The sequence below is a fragment of the Endobacterium panacihumi genome, from assembly GCF_050847465.1.
In the GTDB taxonomy this organism is placed as follows: Bacteria; Pseudomonadota; Alphaproteobacteria; order Rhizobiales; family Rhizobiaceae; genus Neorhizobium; species Neorhizobium panacihumi.
In genome coordinates this window covers 244,852-264,116 of the sequence record NZ_JBOZRA010000004.1, presented here as the reverse complement: position 1 = coordinate 264,116, position 19,265 = coordinate 244,852, and the positions used below count along the sequence as shown (strand labels likewise).

Sequence of the window (19,265 nt, the reverse complement as noted above, 5' to 3'; positions counted from 1 at the left end):
TTGCCGCCTTCACCTTCCAGGTGCGCGACAATGGCGGCACGGCGAACGGCGGTGTCGATACCGATCCGACGCCCAACACGATCACCTTCAACGTCACCCCGGTCAATGATGCGCCGGTCAATACGCTGCCGGGCACTTTTGTCACCGATGAAGATACGTCCTTCGCGCTGACCGGCATTTCCGTGACCGATGTCGATGCCGGTTCCAACCCGATCACAGTCACGCTCAGCGTCAACTCGGGCACGCTTTCGGCAACAACGGCGGGCGGCGTCACGGTTGCCGGCACGGGCACCGCGTCGATCACGCTGACCGGCACGGTCACCCAGATCAACGCCTATCTCGCCTCGGCCAACCGCCCGCTTTTCTCTCCGGCCTTGAACGCCAATGGCAGCGTCACGCTGACCATGGTCACCAATGACGGCGGCAATGCCGGCGCCGGTGGCCCTCTGACGGACACCGATACCGCCATCATCACCGTCAATCCGGTCAATGATGCGCCGGTCGGCTCGAATGCCAGCTACACGATGAACGAGGATGCCGTTCTGAATGGCACGTTGCCGGTGGCAACGGATGTCGATGGCGATACGCTGACCTATTCCGCCGGCGCCACCGCACCGGCGCATGGTACCGTGGTCATCAATGCCAACGGCACGTTCACCTATACGCCTTCCGCCAATTACAACGGCTCCGACACGTTCACATACCGGGTCAGCGATGGAAAGGTTGCGGTCGAGTACACCGTCACGGTCGGTATCAATCCGGTCAACGACGCCCCTGTTGCCAACAATGATGCAGCCAGCATCCTGGCCACCGGCACGGCCACCATCAACGTTCTCGCCAACGATACCGATATTGATAACGACACGCTGACCGTCGTTCAGGTCAACGGTTCTGCAGCCGGCGTCAGCCAGGCCGTCGCCGGCAGCGGCGGCGGCACATTCACCATCGGTGCCAACGGCCAGGCCGTCTTCAATCCCGGCAGCGCCTTTATCGATCTTGCGGCCGGCCAGACCCGCACATCCTCGGTCACCTATCAGATCTCCGACGGCAATGGCGGCACGTCCTTTGCAACCTTCACCGTCACGGTTACCGGCGTCAACGACGCCCCGATCTCGACGCCGATTGCCAACCAGTCGGGTGCCGATGCACAGTTCGTCAGCCTGAATGTTGCAGGTAACTTTTCCGATCCGGATACCGGGGATACGCTGACCTTCAGTCAGACGGGCCTGCCCGCCGGTCTCACCATCAGCGCTGCCGGCACTATTTCCGGCACGATCGATCGCAGTGCCAGCCTTGGTAGTCCTTATTCCGTCACCGTCACGGCGACGGATGGCAGCGGCGCACAGGTGAGCCGCACCTTCACCTGGACGGTCACCAATCCGGCGCCCGTGGCTGTCAACGATGCGGGCGCGACGACCGAAAACGCCAACACGTCCGGCAATGTCATCACCAATGACAGCGATCCGGATGGCGACCCGATCGCTGTTTCGGCCGTCGGTGGTTCTGCTGCCGGTGTCGGTACGGCCGTGACCGGTTCGAACGGCGGCACGTTCACGATCGGCGCCAATGGCGCTTATGTCTTCAACCCCGGCACTGCCTTCGATAATCTGGCCGCCGGCCAGACCCGTACCACCGCCGTCACCTATACGATCTCGGACGGGCAGGGTGGCACTGCCACGGCAACACTCACCGTGACTGTCACCGGCACCAATGATGCGCCCGTCGCCGTCAATGACACGTTCACCACCAACGAAGATCAGCCGGTCACCTTCGATGTCCGCACCAATGACAGCGATATCGATGGCGGCACGCTGTCGGTCACGCAGATCAATGGCATCAACATCACGGTCGGCAACAGCGTTACGCTTGCCAACGGTATCGTCACGCTCAACGCCAATGGCACGCTGACATTTACGCCCAACGCCAATGCGAACGGCGGCGTCAGCTTCGTCTACACCCTGTCCGACGGGCAGGGCGGCACAGCCACCGCCAGCGTCACCGGCACCATCGTCCCGGTTCAGGATCCGCCTGCCGCTTCCGATGATACGTTCACGACGGCGGAAGACACGCCCACCACATTTGATGTGCGCCTGAACGACAGCGACCCGGATAATGATACGCTGACGGTCACGCAGATCAACGGCAGCGCCATCTCCGTCGGCGGCAGCGTCACCGTCACCGGTGGCCGCGTCACGCTCAATGCCAATGGTACGCTCACCTTCACACCGAGCCTGAACTACAACGGCAATCCGTCCTTCACCTACACGATCTCGGATGGTAACGGGAATTCTGCGACGGCCACCGTCAACGGCACTGTCACGCCGGTTCAGGATCCGCCGGTCGCTACCAACGATACGTTCACAACGGCGGAAGACGCTTCCGCCACATTCGATGTGCGCTTGAACGACAGCGATCCGGATAATGATCCGCTGACCGTGACGCAGATCAACGGCGCCGCCATCACCGTCGGCAACAGCGTGTCCGTGACCAATGGCACGGTGAGGCTGAATGCCAATGGCACACTGACCTTCACGCCGAATGCCAATTACAACGGCGGCATCTCCTTCACCTATACGATTTCCGACGGCCAGGGGAATTCGGCCCAGGCGACGGTCAGCGGCACCGTCACCCCGGTCAATGATGCCCCGGTCGCCGTCGGCGACACGTTCACGACGGCGGAAGACAATACTGTCGATATCGCGGTCATCGCGAACGACAGCGATATCGATGGCGATGCGCTGACTGTTACCCAGATCAATGGCAGCGCGATCGTCGCCGGCTCGTCGATTGCCGTCACCAATGGCAGCGTGCGGCTCAATGCTGATGGCACGCTCACCTTCACACCAGCCGCCAACTATAACGGCCCGATCTCGTTTAACTACACGATTTCCGATGGCAATGGCGGCACTGCGACTGCCAGCGTGTCGGGTAGCGTCACGCCGGTGAATGATGCCCCGACCGTCGTCAATGACACGTTCACGACGCCGGAAGACACCGTCATCACCTTTGATCCACGCGTCAACGACAGCGATATCGATGGAGATGCCCTGACAATCACCGCCATCAATGGCTCGGCGATCGCCGTCAACGGCTCCGTCATCGTCACCGGCGGCAGTGTCACGCTGGATGCCGATGGGCGCCTGACCTTCACGCCGAACGCCAATTTCAACGGACAGGTCAATTTCACCTACACCGTTTCCGACGGCACCACGACCTCGACCGGCAACATCGCCGGTACGGTCACGCCGGTCAATGACGCGCCGGTTTCCTCCAGCGTCACCGTCACCACGGACGAGGACACCGCGCTGTCCGGCACACTGCCGGCCGCCACCGATGTCGATGGTGATATCGTCACTTATGCCGCCGGCTCCACGTCGCCGGCCAACGGCACTGTCGTCATTGGCGCCAACGGTGGCTACACCTACACGCCGAACGCCAATTTCAACGGCCGCGATACGTTCAGCTTCGTCGTCAGCGACGGCAAGGGCGGCACCAACGAATACACGGTGACGGTCGATGTCGCCTCGATCAACGACGTGCCGACGGCCGGCACGTTGCCCAATCGTGCTGCGGCCGACAGCACTGCCGTCAACATCAACCTCTCCGGCTTCTTCAGCGATGCCGATGGAGATACGCTGAGCTATAGCCAGACCGGTCTGCCTGCCGGCCTCTCCATAACCGCGGCCGGTGTCATTACCGGCACGATCGACCGTCAGGCCAGCATAGGCGGCCCGACCGGCAATGGAGTCTACACGGTCACCGTCACGGCCAATGATGGCAATGGCGGCACCGTGACCCGAAGCTTCACCTATACCGTTACCAATCCGGCACCAATCGCGGTGGGCGACAGCCTCACTACGCCCGAGGATACGCCCTACACGATCAATGTCCTCGGCAATGACAGCGATCCCGATGGCGATCCCCTTGCCGTGGTCAGCGCCACCGCTGGCAACGGCACGGTCACGATCGGTTCGAACGGTCAGATCACCTACCAGCCGAACCTCAATTTCAACGGCACCGATACGATCGTCTACACGATCTCCGACGGCAATGGCGGCACGGCGACCGCGACGGTGGCGGTGACCGTCACTCCGGTCAACGATGCACCGGTCGGCGGCACCATTCCTGATCGCACCCGCAATGACGGCGATGCCGATTCCCTCGACGTGCGCGGATTCTTCAGCGACCCCGATGGAGATCCCCTCACCTACACCGTTTCCGGCCTGCCCGCCGGGCTCACCTTCAACGGCACGGTCATCAGCGGCACGATCGCCAGTGGCGCCTCCGGCCCGACCGGCGAAGCCGTCTATACCGTCACGGTCACGGCCGATGACGGCAGGGGAGGCACGCCGACGCCGGTCACATTCCGGTATACCGTTCTCAACCTGCCGCCGGTTGCCGCCGACGATACGGTCACTACGGCGGAAGACACGCCGGTCGATATCCTCGTGCTCGGCAATGACCGCGATCCCGATGGCGACACGCTGTCGATTGTCCGTATCGACAATCGCGAGTTGACGCTCGGCAATCCGCTGGCCACCGCTCACGGCACGGTCACGCTTCTGATCGGGCAGGATGGCAAACCCTTCCTGCGCTTCACGCCGAATGCCAACTATAACGGCGCCGAAAGCTTCACCTATACGATCGACGACGGAAACAGCGGCGTTGCCACCGCCACCGTTCGTATCAATGTCACGGCGGTGCCGGATGCGCCCGTCGTCGTCAAACCCATTCCGCCGCTCGTGCGTGCGGATGGTCAGGCACTGGCGCTTGATGCCGGCGACTTCTTCACCGACCCGGATGGGGATGCCCTGAACTACATGGCTTCGGGTCTTCCCGCCGGGCTGTCCATCGATCCGGCCAGCGGCACGATCCTCGGCACGATCGACAAGAATGCCAGCCAGTTGAACGGCGGCGTCTATACGATCCGCATCACCGCCTATGATGGGGCAGGCGGCACGGGCAACAGCATTTTCCAGGATTTCGTGCTGCGGGTCACAAACCCGGGACCGACGGCCGTCAATGATACGGTGACGGTAGCCGAAGACAGCAGCATCACCTTTAATCCGATCACCGGTTTCAACACCGACACGGGCACCGCCGGCCGCGACATCGATCCCGACGGAGACCCGTTACGGATCACTTCGGCGTCGGCCGGTCACGGCACCATCACGCTCGTCAATGACGTGAACGGCTTCCCCGTTTCCATCACCTATACGCCGAACGCCAATTTCAACGGCACCGACACGATCGTCTACACGATCTCCGATGGCAATGGCGGTGTCTCGACTGCCACCGTCACGATCAACGTCACCGCCGTCAACGATGCGCCGGTCGCGACGCCGATACCCGATCGCATCGATGGCGATCGCCAGCCGGTCAGCTTCAGCGTTGCGCCGTATTTCAGCGATGTGGATTCACCGGTTCTGTCCTTTTCCGCATCCGGCCTGCCTCAGGGCCTCACCATCGCGCCGGATGGCAGCATCACCGGCACGATCGACCCGGATGCCTCCGGCCCGACCGGCAACCGGACCTATACCGTCACCATTACGGCCAACGATGGCTCGCCGGGCGGCGTGACGACACAGACCCTGACCTGGACGATCATCAACCAGCCACCTTACGCGGTGAATGATCAACTGGTCGTCACCGAAGGCGGTTCGGGCAGCGACAATTGGCGTGGCAACGATTCCGATCCCGAGACCGATCCGTTCAGCCTGACCCAGGTCAACGGTTCGGCCGGCAATATCGGTCAGGCGATTGCCGGTTCTCAGGGCGGTACGTTCATCGTGCGTGCCGACGGCACCTATTCCTTCGATGCCGGTACCGCATTCCGGGACCTCGCCGAAGGCCAGAACCGCACGACGGTCGTGCATTACACCATCACGGATTCGAAAGGCGGCTCAAGCACCGCCACGATCGCCGTCACCGTCACCGGTCTCAATACCGCGCCGGAACAGCCTGTCTCGCTGCCGTCTGTTACCATGCCCGACAGTCAGATACTCACCGGTGCGCAGCTGTCTTACGGCGCGTTCTTCACGGACGCGGATCTCGGCGACACATTGCGCTTCTCGGCCACAGGCCTGCCACCCGGCCTGACGATGAACGCCGATGGCAGCATCACCGGTCAGATCGCCAGGGATGCATCCGGCCCCACGGGCACGCGCCTCTATACCGTCAGCGTCACCGCCACCGACCGCGCAACCGGCGGCCTGTCGAGCACACAGACATTCGCCTTCACCGTGACCAATCCGGCACCTGTCGCCAATAACGACAGCTACAGCACACCGGAAGATACGCCGCTCGACAACATCAATGTCCTCGGCAATGACGTCGATCCGGATGGCGACACGATCTCGCTTGATCCGACCTTCACGCCGATCGCTGCCAATGGCAGTGTTGAGGTCAATCCGAACGGCACGCTGCGTTATATACCCAATCTGGATTTCAACGGCACGGATACCATCGTCTATCGCATCACCGATGGCCAGGGCGGGTATTCCACCGGCATTGTAACGATCAATGTGAATGCGCAAAACGATCCGCCGATCACCTCTCCGATCGCCGACATGCAGCGCAACGACTATGAAGTCATCACCTTCGACACCTCGGCGCATTTCGTCGATCCCGAAGGTGACGTGCTGAACTATGTCATCACAGGCCTGCCTCCAGGCCTTGAATATGATGCCGCGACCGGCATCATTTCCGGTCAGATTGCCAGCGATGCTTCAGGTCCGATGGGAAGCCGCAGCTACGTCGTTTCGGTCACCGCGCGCGATCCCGCCGGCTTGAGCAGCACGATCCAGTTCGTCTACATCATCAATAACGTGGCCCCCGATGCGCGTGATGATGTCGCCACCACGAACGAAGACACGCCGGTCGATATCGATATCCTTGCAAATGACGTTGATCTCGATAACGACACCCGCACGGTGATCTTCGTCAATGGCGTCAATCTCACGGTCAACGGCGCTTCGGTCGCCACCACGAACGGTTCTGTCCGACTTGTGCTCAATGCGGCCAATGAGGCCGTCCTGAGATTCACGCCCAATCCCAATTACAACGGTACAGAGTCCTTTACCTACACGATCAGTGACGGCAACGGCGGCAGCGATACCGCCAGTGTCACCATCACCGTTCTGCCGGTCAACGACGCGCCGACGGCATCGGCGGTGCCGAACCAGACGCAGGCGGACGGTTCGTCCTTCAGCCTCGACGTGTCGAGCTACTTCTCCGATGTCGACGGCGACGATCTCGACTACGTCGTGACCAATCTGCCGCCCGGTCTCACCTATGATGCCGAGACCGGTATCATCAGCGGCACGCTGGCCGCCAATGCTTCGGTCAACAGCCCCTATACGGTCACCATCACCGCTTATGACCGTTTCGGTCAGGCGCCGCCGACCGGTCCTGGACTTTCGGCATCGACCAGCTTCCAGTTCACCGTCACCAACCCGCCGCCGGTTGCGGTTGATGATGCCTATACGACCGCGGAAGATACGCCGATCACCTTCAATCCGGTCACAGATGTTGCCGGTGCCGACAGTGATCCGGACGGCGATGCGCTGACATTGGTGTCCATTGACGGCCAGTCCATCATCGCAGGCGGCAGCGTGGCGGTCGCCAATGGTGTCGTCAGCATGGATGCGCTGGGCAACCTGACTTTTACGCCTGCTGCCAATTTCAACGGAACCGTTTCCGTTTCCTATCGCATCAGCGACGGGCAGGGCGGTTTCGATGACGGCCTGATCTCCATCACCGTCACCCCGGTCAACGACCAGCCCGTCATCGATCTCAACGGCGTGGCAACTGGCACCGATCGGGCCATAGACTTTACCGAGGGCGGAGCTTCCGTTCCGGTCGCATCTGCGGATGCGACGGTCTTCGATGTCGAAGGCGGCATCGTTTCCATGGATATCGCCCTGGGTGGCTTTACCGGCGGTGGCGCGCTGGAAATCTTCCACCTCAATGGCGTCGTCGACATTTCCTACGGCACGCCGTCCAGCGGCACGCTCAGCTTCGGCGGCACGACGTTCCGATACACCTATAGCGGCACCAGCCTTCATGTCGAAAACGCTGCCGGCGCCAACGTGACCGTACCCGACGCCGATCTCACTGCGCTTGTGCGTGCCATCCAGTACGAGAACCGCAGCGACAACCCGGCGCCCGGTATCCGCACTCTCACGTTCACTGTTACGGATACGCTTGGTGCGGTGTCGGCCGCCGCCGTCACGAGCATCAATGTCATTCCGGTCAACGATGCGCCCAATGCCGTCAACGACACCGGCACAACCACCGAAAACGCCATTCTCAACGGACCGTCGGTTCTTTCCAATGACAGCGATCCGGAAGGCCAGACCCTGGCCATCATCCGTATCGGTGCTGCCGGTGCGGTTGGCTCGCCGGTCGCCGGCAGTAGCGGCGGCACCTTCGTGTTCGCTGCCGACGGAACCTATGTCTTCAATCCCGGCACATCCTTCGACGATCTTCAGGTCGGCGAGAGCCGGACAACGTCGGTCACCTACACGATCCGTGATACGGATGGAGCCGAATCCACGGCCACCTTGACGATTACGGTCACCGGCGAAAACGATGCACCCATCAACGGCACGACCACAATCCCCGTCATCGAGGATCAGGTCGCGACCGGTACGCTGACCGCTTTCGATATCGATGGTGATACGCTCAGCTTCGCGGTCGCCACGCAGCCGTCACGCGGAACGGTCACCATCAGCCCGAACGGCGACTATACCTACACACCGGCTGCCAATTACAATGGCCCGGACAGCTTCACCTATACGGTCAACGACGGCCGCACGACGGTTACCTTCACGGTAACGCTCAATGTCGTGGCACAGCCGGATGATCCGGTCGCAACACCGATCCCGAACCAGGCCTATAATGATAGCGATCCCGTTTCGATCAATGTTGCGGGTTATTTCTCCGACCCGGACGGCGACACGCTCACCTTCAGCCAGACAGGCCTGCCCACCGGCCTCGGTATCACTGCACAGGGCCTGATCACCGGAACACTTGCCGGCAATGCATCCGTCGCTGGCCCTTACACGGTTACGATCACCGCACGTGATCCGGATGGCAACACGGTTGCCCAGAGTTTCACGCTTGTCGTCGCCAACCCGGCGCCGATCGCGCATGACGATCTCGTCAATGCTGGCGAGAATGAAACCCGCACCGGCTCGGTCTTTGCCGATAATGGCGCCGGCGCCGATGTCGACCCTGATGGCGACACGATCACCGTGTCGGCCGTCAACGGTGTGGCCGGCAGCGTCGGTACTGTCGTGACCGGTTCGGCCGGCGGCACATTCCGTGTGGCTTCTGACGGTCAGTATGAATTTGTGCCCGGTACGGCTTTCGACAGCCTGCGCGCCGGCGAGACCCGCGCCACCTCCGTCACCTATACGATATCGGACGGACAGGGTGGGTTCTCGACCGCGACGCTGACAGTCATCGTTACCGGCACGAATGATGCGCCGATCGGCTCCGACGGGACGGGAACCGTCGCCGAAGACGGCGTTCTGACCGCTTCCTTGCCGCCGGTCTTCGATGCGGAAGGCGATACGCTCAGCTACGCTGTCGGCACCGCTCCCGCCAACGGCGCGGTGGTCATCCGTCAGGATGGCACCTACACCTACACGCCGAACCCGAACTTCAATGGCACCGATACGTTCACCTACACGGTCGGCGATGGCACCGATACGGTGACCTACACGATGACGATCACGGTCACGGCGGTCAACGATGCGCCTGTCATGCAGGACGTCTCTGTCTCCACCAATGAAGATTTGCCCTATAGCGGCCAGATCGCCGCCGTCGATGTCGACAATGCCGCCAATACGCTGGTCTATGCACCCTATGCCCAGCCCGCTCACGGCACTGTCATCGTCAACCCCAACGGCACCTATACTTACACGCCGGCGCTGAATTTTAACGGCACCGACAGTTTCCAGATCATCGTCACCGATCCCGGCGGCCTGACCGATATCGCCACGGTCACCATCACCGTCAATCCGGTCAACGATGCGCCGGTGGCCGTCAACGACAATGCCGCCACCACGCAGGATAACGCCATTACCGGCAATGTCATCCTTGGCAGCGACAGCGACCCGGATGGCGATGCCATCCTCGTGACAGCGATCAATGGTTCGGCCTCGGTGGGATTACCGGTTATCGGCAGCAATGGCGGCACATTCGTCATTGCTGCGGATGGTACCTATTCCTTCGATCCGGGCACGGGCTTCGACGATCTGCAGGCCGGCCAGACCCGCACCACCACGGTCACCTACCAGATCTCCGATCCGGGCGGCCTGACGGCGACAGCCGTGCTGACCGTCACCGTATCGGGCGTCAATGATGCACCGGTCGGCGGTCCGTTGCCCGACCAGACCTGGAGCGACGGTCAGGCCATCTCCTATCCGACCGGCGGAAAGTTCTCCGATCCCGATGGCGATCCGCTTGCCTTCACGATTTCGGGCCAGCCGACAGGTCTTGATATCGACCCGGCCACCGGCGAAATCTTTGGTCGCATCGATCGCTCCGCTTCCGGCCCGAGCGGCCGCAGCGATTACACGATCGTCGTCACCGCCTCCGACGGCAATGGTGGCACTGTCTCCCAAAGCTTTGTGCTGACGGTCATCAATCCGGCCCCGACCGCGGTGGCCGACAGCTTCACCGTTGCCGAGGGCAATATTCTTGGTGGCAACGTGCTGATCGGCGGTGGCAATGGGCCTGATACGGATCCCGATGGCGATCCGCTCACTGTCTCGCAGGTCAGCCCGCCCGCGAACGGCACGCTGACGCTGAATGCCGACGGCACCTTTACCTATGTGCCGAACCCCTTCTTCAACGGCACCGACACCTTCGTCTACCAGATAAACGACGGCAATGGTGGCATCAGTTCGGCGACGGTGACGATCACCGTCACCGCGGTCAACGATGCCCCAGTGGCTTCCGACGACAGTTTTGCCATCGATGAGGACGGTTCCGTCACCCTCAACGTGATCGCCAACGACAGCGATATCGATGGTGATGCGCTGGTGGTCACGCAGATCGACGGCCAGCCGATCGCGATCGGCAATCCGGTCGTCGTGACCGGCGGCACTATCTCGCTCAATGCCAATGGTACGATCACCTTCACGGCCGCCGCCGATTATGTCGGCTCGCCGTCCTTCACCTATACCGTGTCGGATGGCACGCTGACCGCACAGGCAACCGTCACCGGCCTCGTCCGGCCTGTCAACGACGCGCCGGTCAACACGCTCCCGGCCAGCTATTCTATGCTTGAGGATGGCGCGCTGCCGCTATCCGGCATTTCCATTGTTGATGTCGATGCCGGCAATGGCCCGATAACGGTGAGCCTGAGCGTCAGCGGCGGTACGCTTTCCGCCTTCTCGGGCGGCAATGTGAGTGTCACCGGCGGCGGCACGGGCACGATCGTGCTCACCGGCACGCTTGCCAATATCAACGCCTATCTCGCCAGCGCGGTCGCGCCGGTTTACCGGCCGGTCACCGACAGCAGCGCCGCCGTCACCCTCACCATGATCACCAGCGATGGCGGCAATACCGGTGCGGGCGGCGAACTTATCGCCACCAGTCAGTCGACCATCTTCATCCAGCCTGTCAACGATGTGCCGGTCGCCGAAGACCAGTCGATCGTCACCGCCGAGGACACACCGGTCTCCGGCACCATCGCGGCCTTCGATGCCGATGGCGATCCGCTCACCTTCACTGTCGTTACACCGCCTCTGAACGGCACCGTCACGATCGACAATGCCGGCCGTTACGTCTACACGCCGGCGCTCGATTACAACGGCAATGACAGTTTCCAGGTCGAGGTCAGCGACGGTCAGGGCGGCCTGCGCACGGTCACCATTGCCATTGCCATCTCGCCGGTCAACGACGCGCCGACGGCAGCCGACGCCGCCTTCTCGATGGACGAGGACGGCGGCGCTGTCACCGGCACGCTGCCGGTGGCGACGGATCGCGAAGGCACAACCGTCACCTATGCGCTCGGCAGTCAGGCCGGCAATGGCACCGTGTTGATCACCCCGACCGGCGGTTACACCTATACGCCGAGGCCCGATTTCAACGGTTCCGACACGTTCACCTATACCGTCAGCGATGGCCAGGCGAGCTCCAGCTATACCGTCACCGTCACCGTGCGCCCGGTCAATGATGCGCCTGTTGCCCCTGATGTCGATGTAACAACGCCGCGCAATCAGGCAGTTGCCGGACAGCTGACGGCTGTCGATATCGACGAAGATACGCTCACATTTGCGCTGGGCACACAGGCCACGAACGGTATCGCAACGGTCGATGCCCTTGGCAACTACACCTACACCCCCAACCCCGAGACGTTCGGACGCGACACCTTCACCTACACCGTCACCGACGGAACGGTGACGATCACCCGCACGGTCACCATTGATGTCGGTTCGGACAATGCGCCACCCGTGGCCGGCAACTACACGTTCATCATCGATGAAGACACGCCGCTCACCGACCGGGTCGAGGCAACCGATGCCGATGCCGGCGACACGCTCCGCTTCTCGGTGGCGACAGGCCCGGCGCATGGCGTCGTCAGCATGGATATCGACGGCAATTTCACCTACACGCCGACCGGCAATTACAACGGCACGGATCAGTTCACCTATCGGGTCTCCGATGGCCAGACGAGCGTGATCCGTACGGTCTCGGTCACCATCAACGCCGTCAACGACGCGCCGGTCGGCTCCAACGCAACGATCTCGGTCACGGAGGATGTGACGAGCAGCGGCACCTTGCCGCGCGCAACCGATCCAGAAGGTTCCGCCGTCACCTATGCGCTCGGTTCTGTCGTCCCGCTCAACGGCCAGGTGACGATCGCGCCCAACGGCACCTATACCTATGTTCCCAATCCTGATTTTTACGGGCAGGACACGTTTACCTATACGGTCAGCGATGGCGCGGCGTTCAATACTTACACGGTCTTCGTCAATGTCATCGGCGTCAACGATGCGCCCCGCGCCGGCAATTTTGCCGATAGCACCGCCGAAGATACGCCCCGGACAGGACAGTTGCCCACCGCAAGCGATCCGGATGGCAACAATCCGACGATAACCTATGCCGTTGGCACCGGCCCGGCGCATGGCACTGTCGCAATCACTTCGACGGGCCAGTATACTTATACTCCGGCCGCCAATTTCTACGGTATGGACAGCTTCACCTACACCGTTAGCGACGGTCAGGCCTTCAATACCTACACGGTGACGATGACCGTCACGCCCGTCAACGATGCGCCGGTTGGCGCCGATACATCCATCACGGTCACCGAAGACACGCCGTTTACGAACCGGTTGCCGACGGCGACCGATCCGGAGGGGTCCGCGGTCGCGTACGGTCTGGCCACCAATCCGGCCAATGGTACCGTCACAGTCAATATCGACGGCACCTATACCTATGTCCCGCGCCAGGATTATTTCGGTCAGGACAGTTTCCAGTACACGGTCAGCGACGGCGTCGATGTCGCGACCTACACCGTTTTCATCACCGTCACCCCGGTCAACGACGCGCCGCGCGGCAGTGATGCGATCCTGTCCACGACGGAAGATCAGCCGCTCAACGGCCAGTTCCCGGTTGCCACCGATCCCGAAGGCTCGGCGGTCACCTACGGGCTTGGCACGCAGGCTCCGTCCCATGGCACGGTTACCATTGTCTCGGGCCGTGATTTCATCTACACGCCCAACGCCGATTTCTACGGTCAGGACAGCTTTACCTATACGGTCAGCGACGGCACAGCGACGGCGACCTACACGATCACCATCAATGTCGCGCCGGCCAATGATGCCCCGGTCGGCTCGAATGGCGCCATCACCGTCAACGAGGACACGCCCTATAGCGATATCCTGCCCGTCGCCACCGATGTCGATGGCGATACACTGACCTATGCGCTGGTCGGTCAGGCGCAGCACGGCACGGTGACGGTGCTGGGCAACGGGCGCTACACCTACGTTCCGGCCGCCGATTATGCGGGCCCGGATGTCTTCACCTACAGCGTCACCGACGGCCCCGAGACGGTTGTCTACCGGATCGATATCACCGTCACGCCGATCAATGATGCGCCGCGTGGTTCCGATCTTGCCGTCACCATGCCTGAAGACGGCCTGTCCAGCGGACGCTTGCCGGTGGCGACCGACCCCGAGGGCACAACCGTCATCTATGCGATCGCCAACGGACCGGCGAACGGCATGGCCACGGTCGATGCACAGGGCAATTACACCTATCGCCCGAACGCCGACTACAATGGCCAGGACACGTTCACCTACACGGTCAGTGACGGTCTCGCCTTCAACACCTATACCGTCACCATCACCGTCACGCCGGTCAATGACGCGCCGCGGGCATCCGATATCGCCGTCACGGCGACTGAAGACGAAACACTGACCGGCACGCTTCCGCTCGCCGTCGATCCCGAAGGCCAGCCCTTCACCTACGGTCTCGGCGCGCAGCCGGCGCATGGCACGGCCACGGTCTCGGCCGATGGCACGTTCACCTATACGCCGAACCCGGATTACGACGGCCCGGACAGCTTCACCTACACGGTGACCGATGGTTTCGCGACCTCGACCTATACCGTTACCGTCAACGTCCAGGGCGAGAACGATCCGCCGCGCGGCAGCGACGTCACCATCACGGCAACGGAAGACCAGGCCTATAACGGCCGCCTGCCGGTGGCCTTCGATCCGGAAGGACAGTCGCTCGAATATGGTCTCGGCAGCATCGCGCCGCAGCACGGCACGGTGTCCATCCAGGCGAATGGCGATTTCGTCTACACGCCAAACCCGGACTATTATGGTGCCGATAGCTTCACCTACACCGTCAGCGACGGTGTCAATACGGTCAGCTATACGGTCACGGTCAATGTCGTGAACGTCAATGATGCACCACGTTCAAACGATATCTCGATCAACGCGTCCGAAGATCAGGTCTATAATGGCACCCTGCCGCCGGCCATCGATCCGGAAGGCCAGCCCTTCACTTATGGCCTCGGCTCGCAGCCGGCGCACGGTATCGTCAACGTCAATCCCGACGGTACCTTCACCTATACGCCCAATCCCGATTACGCCGGCCCGGACTCGTTCCAGTTCACCGTCAGCGTTGGTACGGCCACCAATATCTACACGGTCACCGTCAATGTCGGCGGCATCAATGATCCGCCGCGCGGCCGCGATGATGCGATCGTCGCGACCGAGGATCAGGCCTATAACGGTCAGTTGCCGCTGGCGGTCGATCCCGAGGGCGATGACGTCACCTATGCCGTCGGTGCCCAGCCGTCGCATGGCACGGTCACGATCACAGCGACTGGCGCTTATGTCTATACGGCCTATCCCGACTATTACGGTGCCGACAGCTTCACCTATACGGTCAGTGACGGCAATGCGACCTCGACCTATACCGTCTCGATCACGGTGACCGGCGTCAACGATGCGCCGCGCGCCAATGATACGGAAATCAGTGTCATCGAGGATCAGGTTTACGCTGGCCGTCTTCCCGTGGCGATCGATCCGGAAGGCCAGCCCTTCACCTACGGTCCCGGTATCCTGCAGCCGCAGCATGGCTCGGTCACCATCGCTGCCAATGGCGACTTCGTCTACACGCCGGCCGCAAATTACTACGGCCCCGACAGTTTCGAATACACGGTGACAGATGGCACCGGTACGTCCACCTACAGGGTCGATGTCACGGTCGGCCCCGACAACGACCCGCCAGTCGGCGGCAATATCAGCATCGAACCGGTCGAGGATCAGGTCTATAACGGCTTTTTCCCGGTTGCCGAGGACCCCGATGGTGACCCGGTCACCTATGGCATCGGCGCGCAGCCGGTCAACGGCATCGTCACGGTCGGCCCGGGCAATGCCTTCACCTATACGCCCTATCCGGATTACTCGGGCCCGGACAGCTTCACCTATACAGTCACCGATGGTGACGCGATGCAGACCTATACGGTCACCGTCAATGTCCAGGGCGTCAATGATGCGCCGCGTGGCAGTGATGCGGCGATCGTCGCCGTCGAGGATGAGGCCTATGTCGGTACCCTGCCGCCCGCCATTGATCCGGAAGGTCAGGTTGTCATTTATGCCGCCGGTCCGCAGGGCCCGCAGCATGGTACGGTTACGATCTCGACCGATGGCAATTTCGTCTACACGCCGGCCGCCGATTATTCCGGTCCCGACAGCTTTACCTACACGGTGAGCGATGGCGACCAGACGGCGACTTACGTCATCTCGATCACGGTGACGGCCGTCAATGATGCGCCACGCGGCGTCGATCTGACCATCTCCGTCGAGGAAGACGAAACTGCCGGCGGAACCCTGCCGGTGGCTTTCGATCCCGACAGCCCGAACCTGATCTATGGGTTGGGTGTGGCGCCACTGCATGGCACTGCCACCGTCGATGCCGATGGCAATTACACCTATGTGCCGAACCCGGATTACAACGGCCCGGACAGCTTTACCTATACGGTCACGGACGGCACGGCGATCTCGACCTACACGGTTACCATCAACGTGACCCCGCAAAACGATCCCCCTGTCGGTTACGATGGCACCGCCACCGTCACCGAGGATGTGCCTTACGACGGCACGCTGCCGCCTGCCAGCGATCCGGATGGCGATCCGCTGACCTATGCGCTTGCCGGCCCGGCCTCGCATGGTACGGTGACCATCCTGCCGGATGGCACATATCGTTATGTCCCGGCCGCCAACTACTACGGCGCCGACAGCTTCACCTACAGCGTCAGCGATGGCGTCAACACGATCATCCGCACGATCGCCATCACCGTTCTGCCGGTTGATGACGCACCGGTGGGCTCGGACCATGCCTTTGCCGTCGGGGAAGATACGACGGCCGATGGCACGCTGCCGGTGGCGGTGGATCCCGAGGGGCAATCACTGACCTATGGTCTCGGCAATGCGCCCGCCCATGGCACTGTGGCAATCGGCCCGAACGGCAGCTACAGCTATGTGCCCGATCCGAATTACAATGGCCCGGACAGCTTTACCTACACGGTCAGCGATGGCGGCCTGACATCCAGCTATACGGTTTATGTCAGCGTCACCGCATCGCCGGATGCACCGGTCGGCTCGAACGGCGCCATCAATGTCATCGAGGATGTACCTTTCGACGGCACGCTGCCGGTCGCCACCGATGCCGACGGTGATCCGCTCACCTATGCGCTTTCAGGACAGGCGACGCATGGCACCGTGACCATCCTTGCCAACGGCATCTATCGTTACGTTCCCGCACTCGACTATTTCGGTCCCGACAGCTTTACCTACAGCGTCACGGACGGACAGTTCACGCAGATCTACACGATCAGCATCAACGTCGTGCCGGTGAATGATGCACCGCAGGGAACCGACGCCACCGTCGCGACGCTGGAGGACGTACCGACCAGCGGCCAGCTGCCGCTGGCGGTCGATCCCGAAGGTCTGCCTCTCACCTACGGCCTTGCCGCAGGCCCTGTTTACGGAAGCGTCATCGTCAATGGCGACGGCTCGTTCACCTACACGCCGAACCGCAATTTCAACGGCACGGACACCTTCACCTATACGATCAGTGACGGCACCTCGATCTCGACCTATACGGCGACCGTTTATGTCGCGGCCGTCAACGATGCGCCGGAAGGTTCGAACCTGTCGATTTCCGTCGGGCCGGACACCACGACCACCGGCACTCTGCCGATTGCACTCGATGCCGAAGGTTCTCCGGTTTCGTATGGACTGGGAACCGGCGCCGAACACGGCACGGTCACCGTCTCGGCCGATGGCACCTACAGTTATACGCCGACAGCCGGATATAACGGGCCCGATAGTTTCACCTATACGGTCAGCGACGGCACGGCCAGCACGACCTATACGGTGACGATCTCCGTCAGCGCACCCGATGCGCCGCCGGTCGGTTCCGACCTTGCCGTATCGACATCGGAGGATACGACGATTGCCGGTCCGCTGCCGGTTGCCATTGATCCCGAAGGTCGGCCGGTGCGGTATTTCCTCGGTGTCGATGCTGCGCATGGCCGTGTCACCATCGATCCCAACGGCTTCTACCGCTACACGCCGGATCAGAACTACAACGGCACCGATGTCTTCACATACGTGGTCAGCGATGGCGTGACGACATCGACCTGGCGTGTCGTCATCGACGTGACGCCCGTCAATGATGCGCCGCTCGGTTCCGGTACCTCGATTTCGGTGCCGCAGGATGCCGTCTCGACGGGCACACTGCCGCCGGCCATCGATCCGGAAGGGGCGCCGATGACCTATGGCATCGGTCAGCCGCCGGCGCACGGTACGCTCGTCGTGCTTGCCGACGGCACCTATCGTTACCAGCCGGCGCCCGGCTATTTTGGTGCGGACAGTTTTGTCTATACGGTCAGCGATGGCGAGACCGTGTCCTCCTTCACGGTCGAAATCATCGTGGTGTCGGCCAGCAATCCGCAGCCGCCGGAACCGCCGCCCGGCACCAACGAATACGAACCGCCGGCACCCAATCTCGGTGGCGGGGCTGTCACCGTCACATGGCGGCCGGAAACCAGCACCACCAGCAGCACGATTGCGCCCGCCAGCGGCTCCGTCATGGAAAGCCTCAACGGCATTGCCGGTGATATCGGCGAAAACGGCCCGGTCAACAGCGTCACCAATTCGATCCGCTCGCTCAACGGCATCGGCTCGCTGCCGGATGAGGGGGCCGTGCTGTATGCTGCCCGCCAGATCAGCGAATGGATCGAAAGCGGTCGCCGTATCGATGATTTCACGGTCGGTTTCTACAAGGGCGGATCCAACACCCGCCTGTTCGACGGTCGCGATGCGCTGACCTGGTTCAGCGTCGACACGATGATTTATGCCGGCCAGCTCTACATCATGCCGTCGCCCGGTTATGGTGATGATGCCAGCTTCACCGTCACGCTCGCCGATGGTTCGCCTTTGCCCGACTGGCTGCGCGCCACCCGCCAGGGCGTCGTCATCGGTCATCCGCCGGCCGGCTTGCCGTTCATCGATATCCGTATCAGCGGCATCTCGCCGGACGGCGAACCGGTGGCCGACGATGTCCGCATCGACTTGATGAATGGGTCGATCATGACCCACGAAAGCGACCGCGAGGCTCTGCTGGTGCCGAGCCTGTTTTCCGACGAACTGCAATACCAGTTGACCATGGGCGACGATGCCGCATCGGATCTGTCGCGGGCATTGGCGCAGTGGCGGGAATAG

The 19,265-nt window shown here is 62.0% G+C and carries 1 protein-coding gene (running past one end of the window); it reads left to right on the top strand.

Translation table 11 applies throughout. From position 1 onward, the window contains the following. Window positions 1-19,265, top strand: the 3' portion of a protein-coding gene (locus tag ACRQ1B_RS19285; protein WP_432295605.1) for an Ig-like domain-containing protein. Its footprint begins 8,965 nt before the window's first position; the window shows 19,265 of its 28,230 coding nt (coding positions 8,966-28,230); its start codon lies beyond the left edge, outside the window; the stop codon is at window positions 19,263-19,265.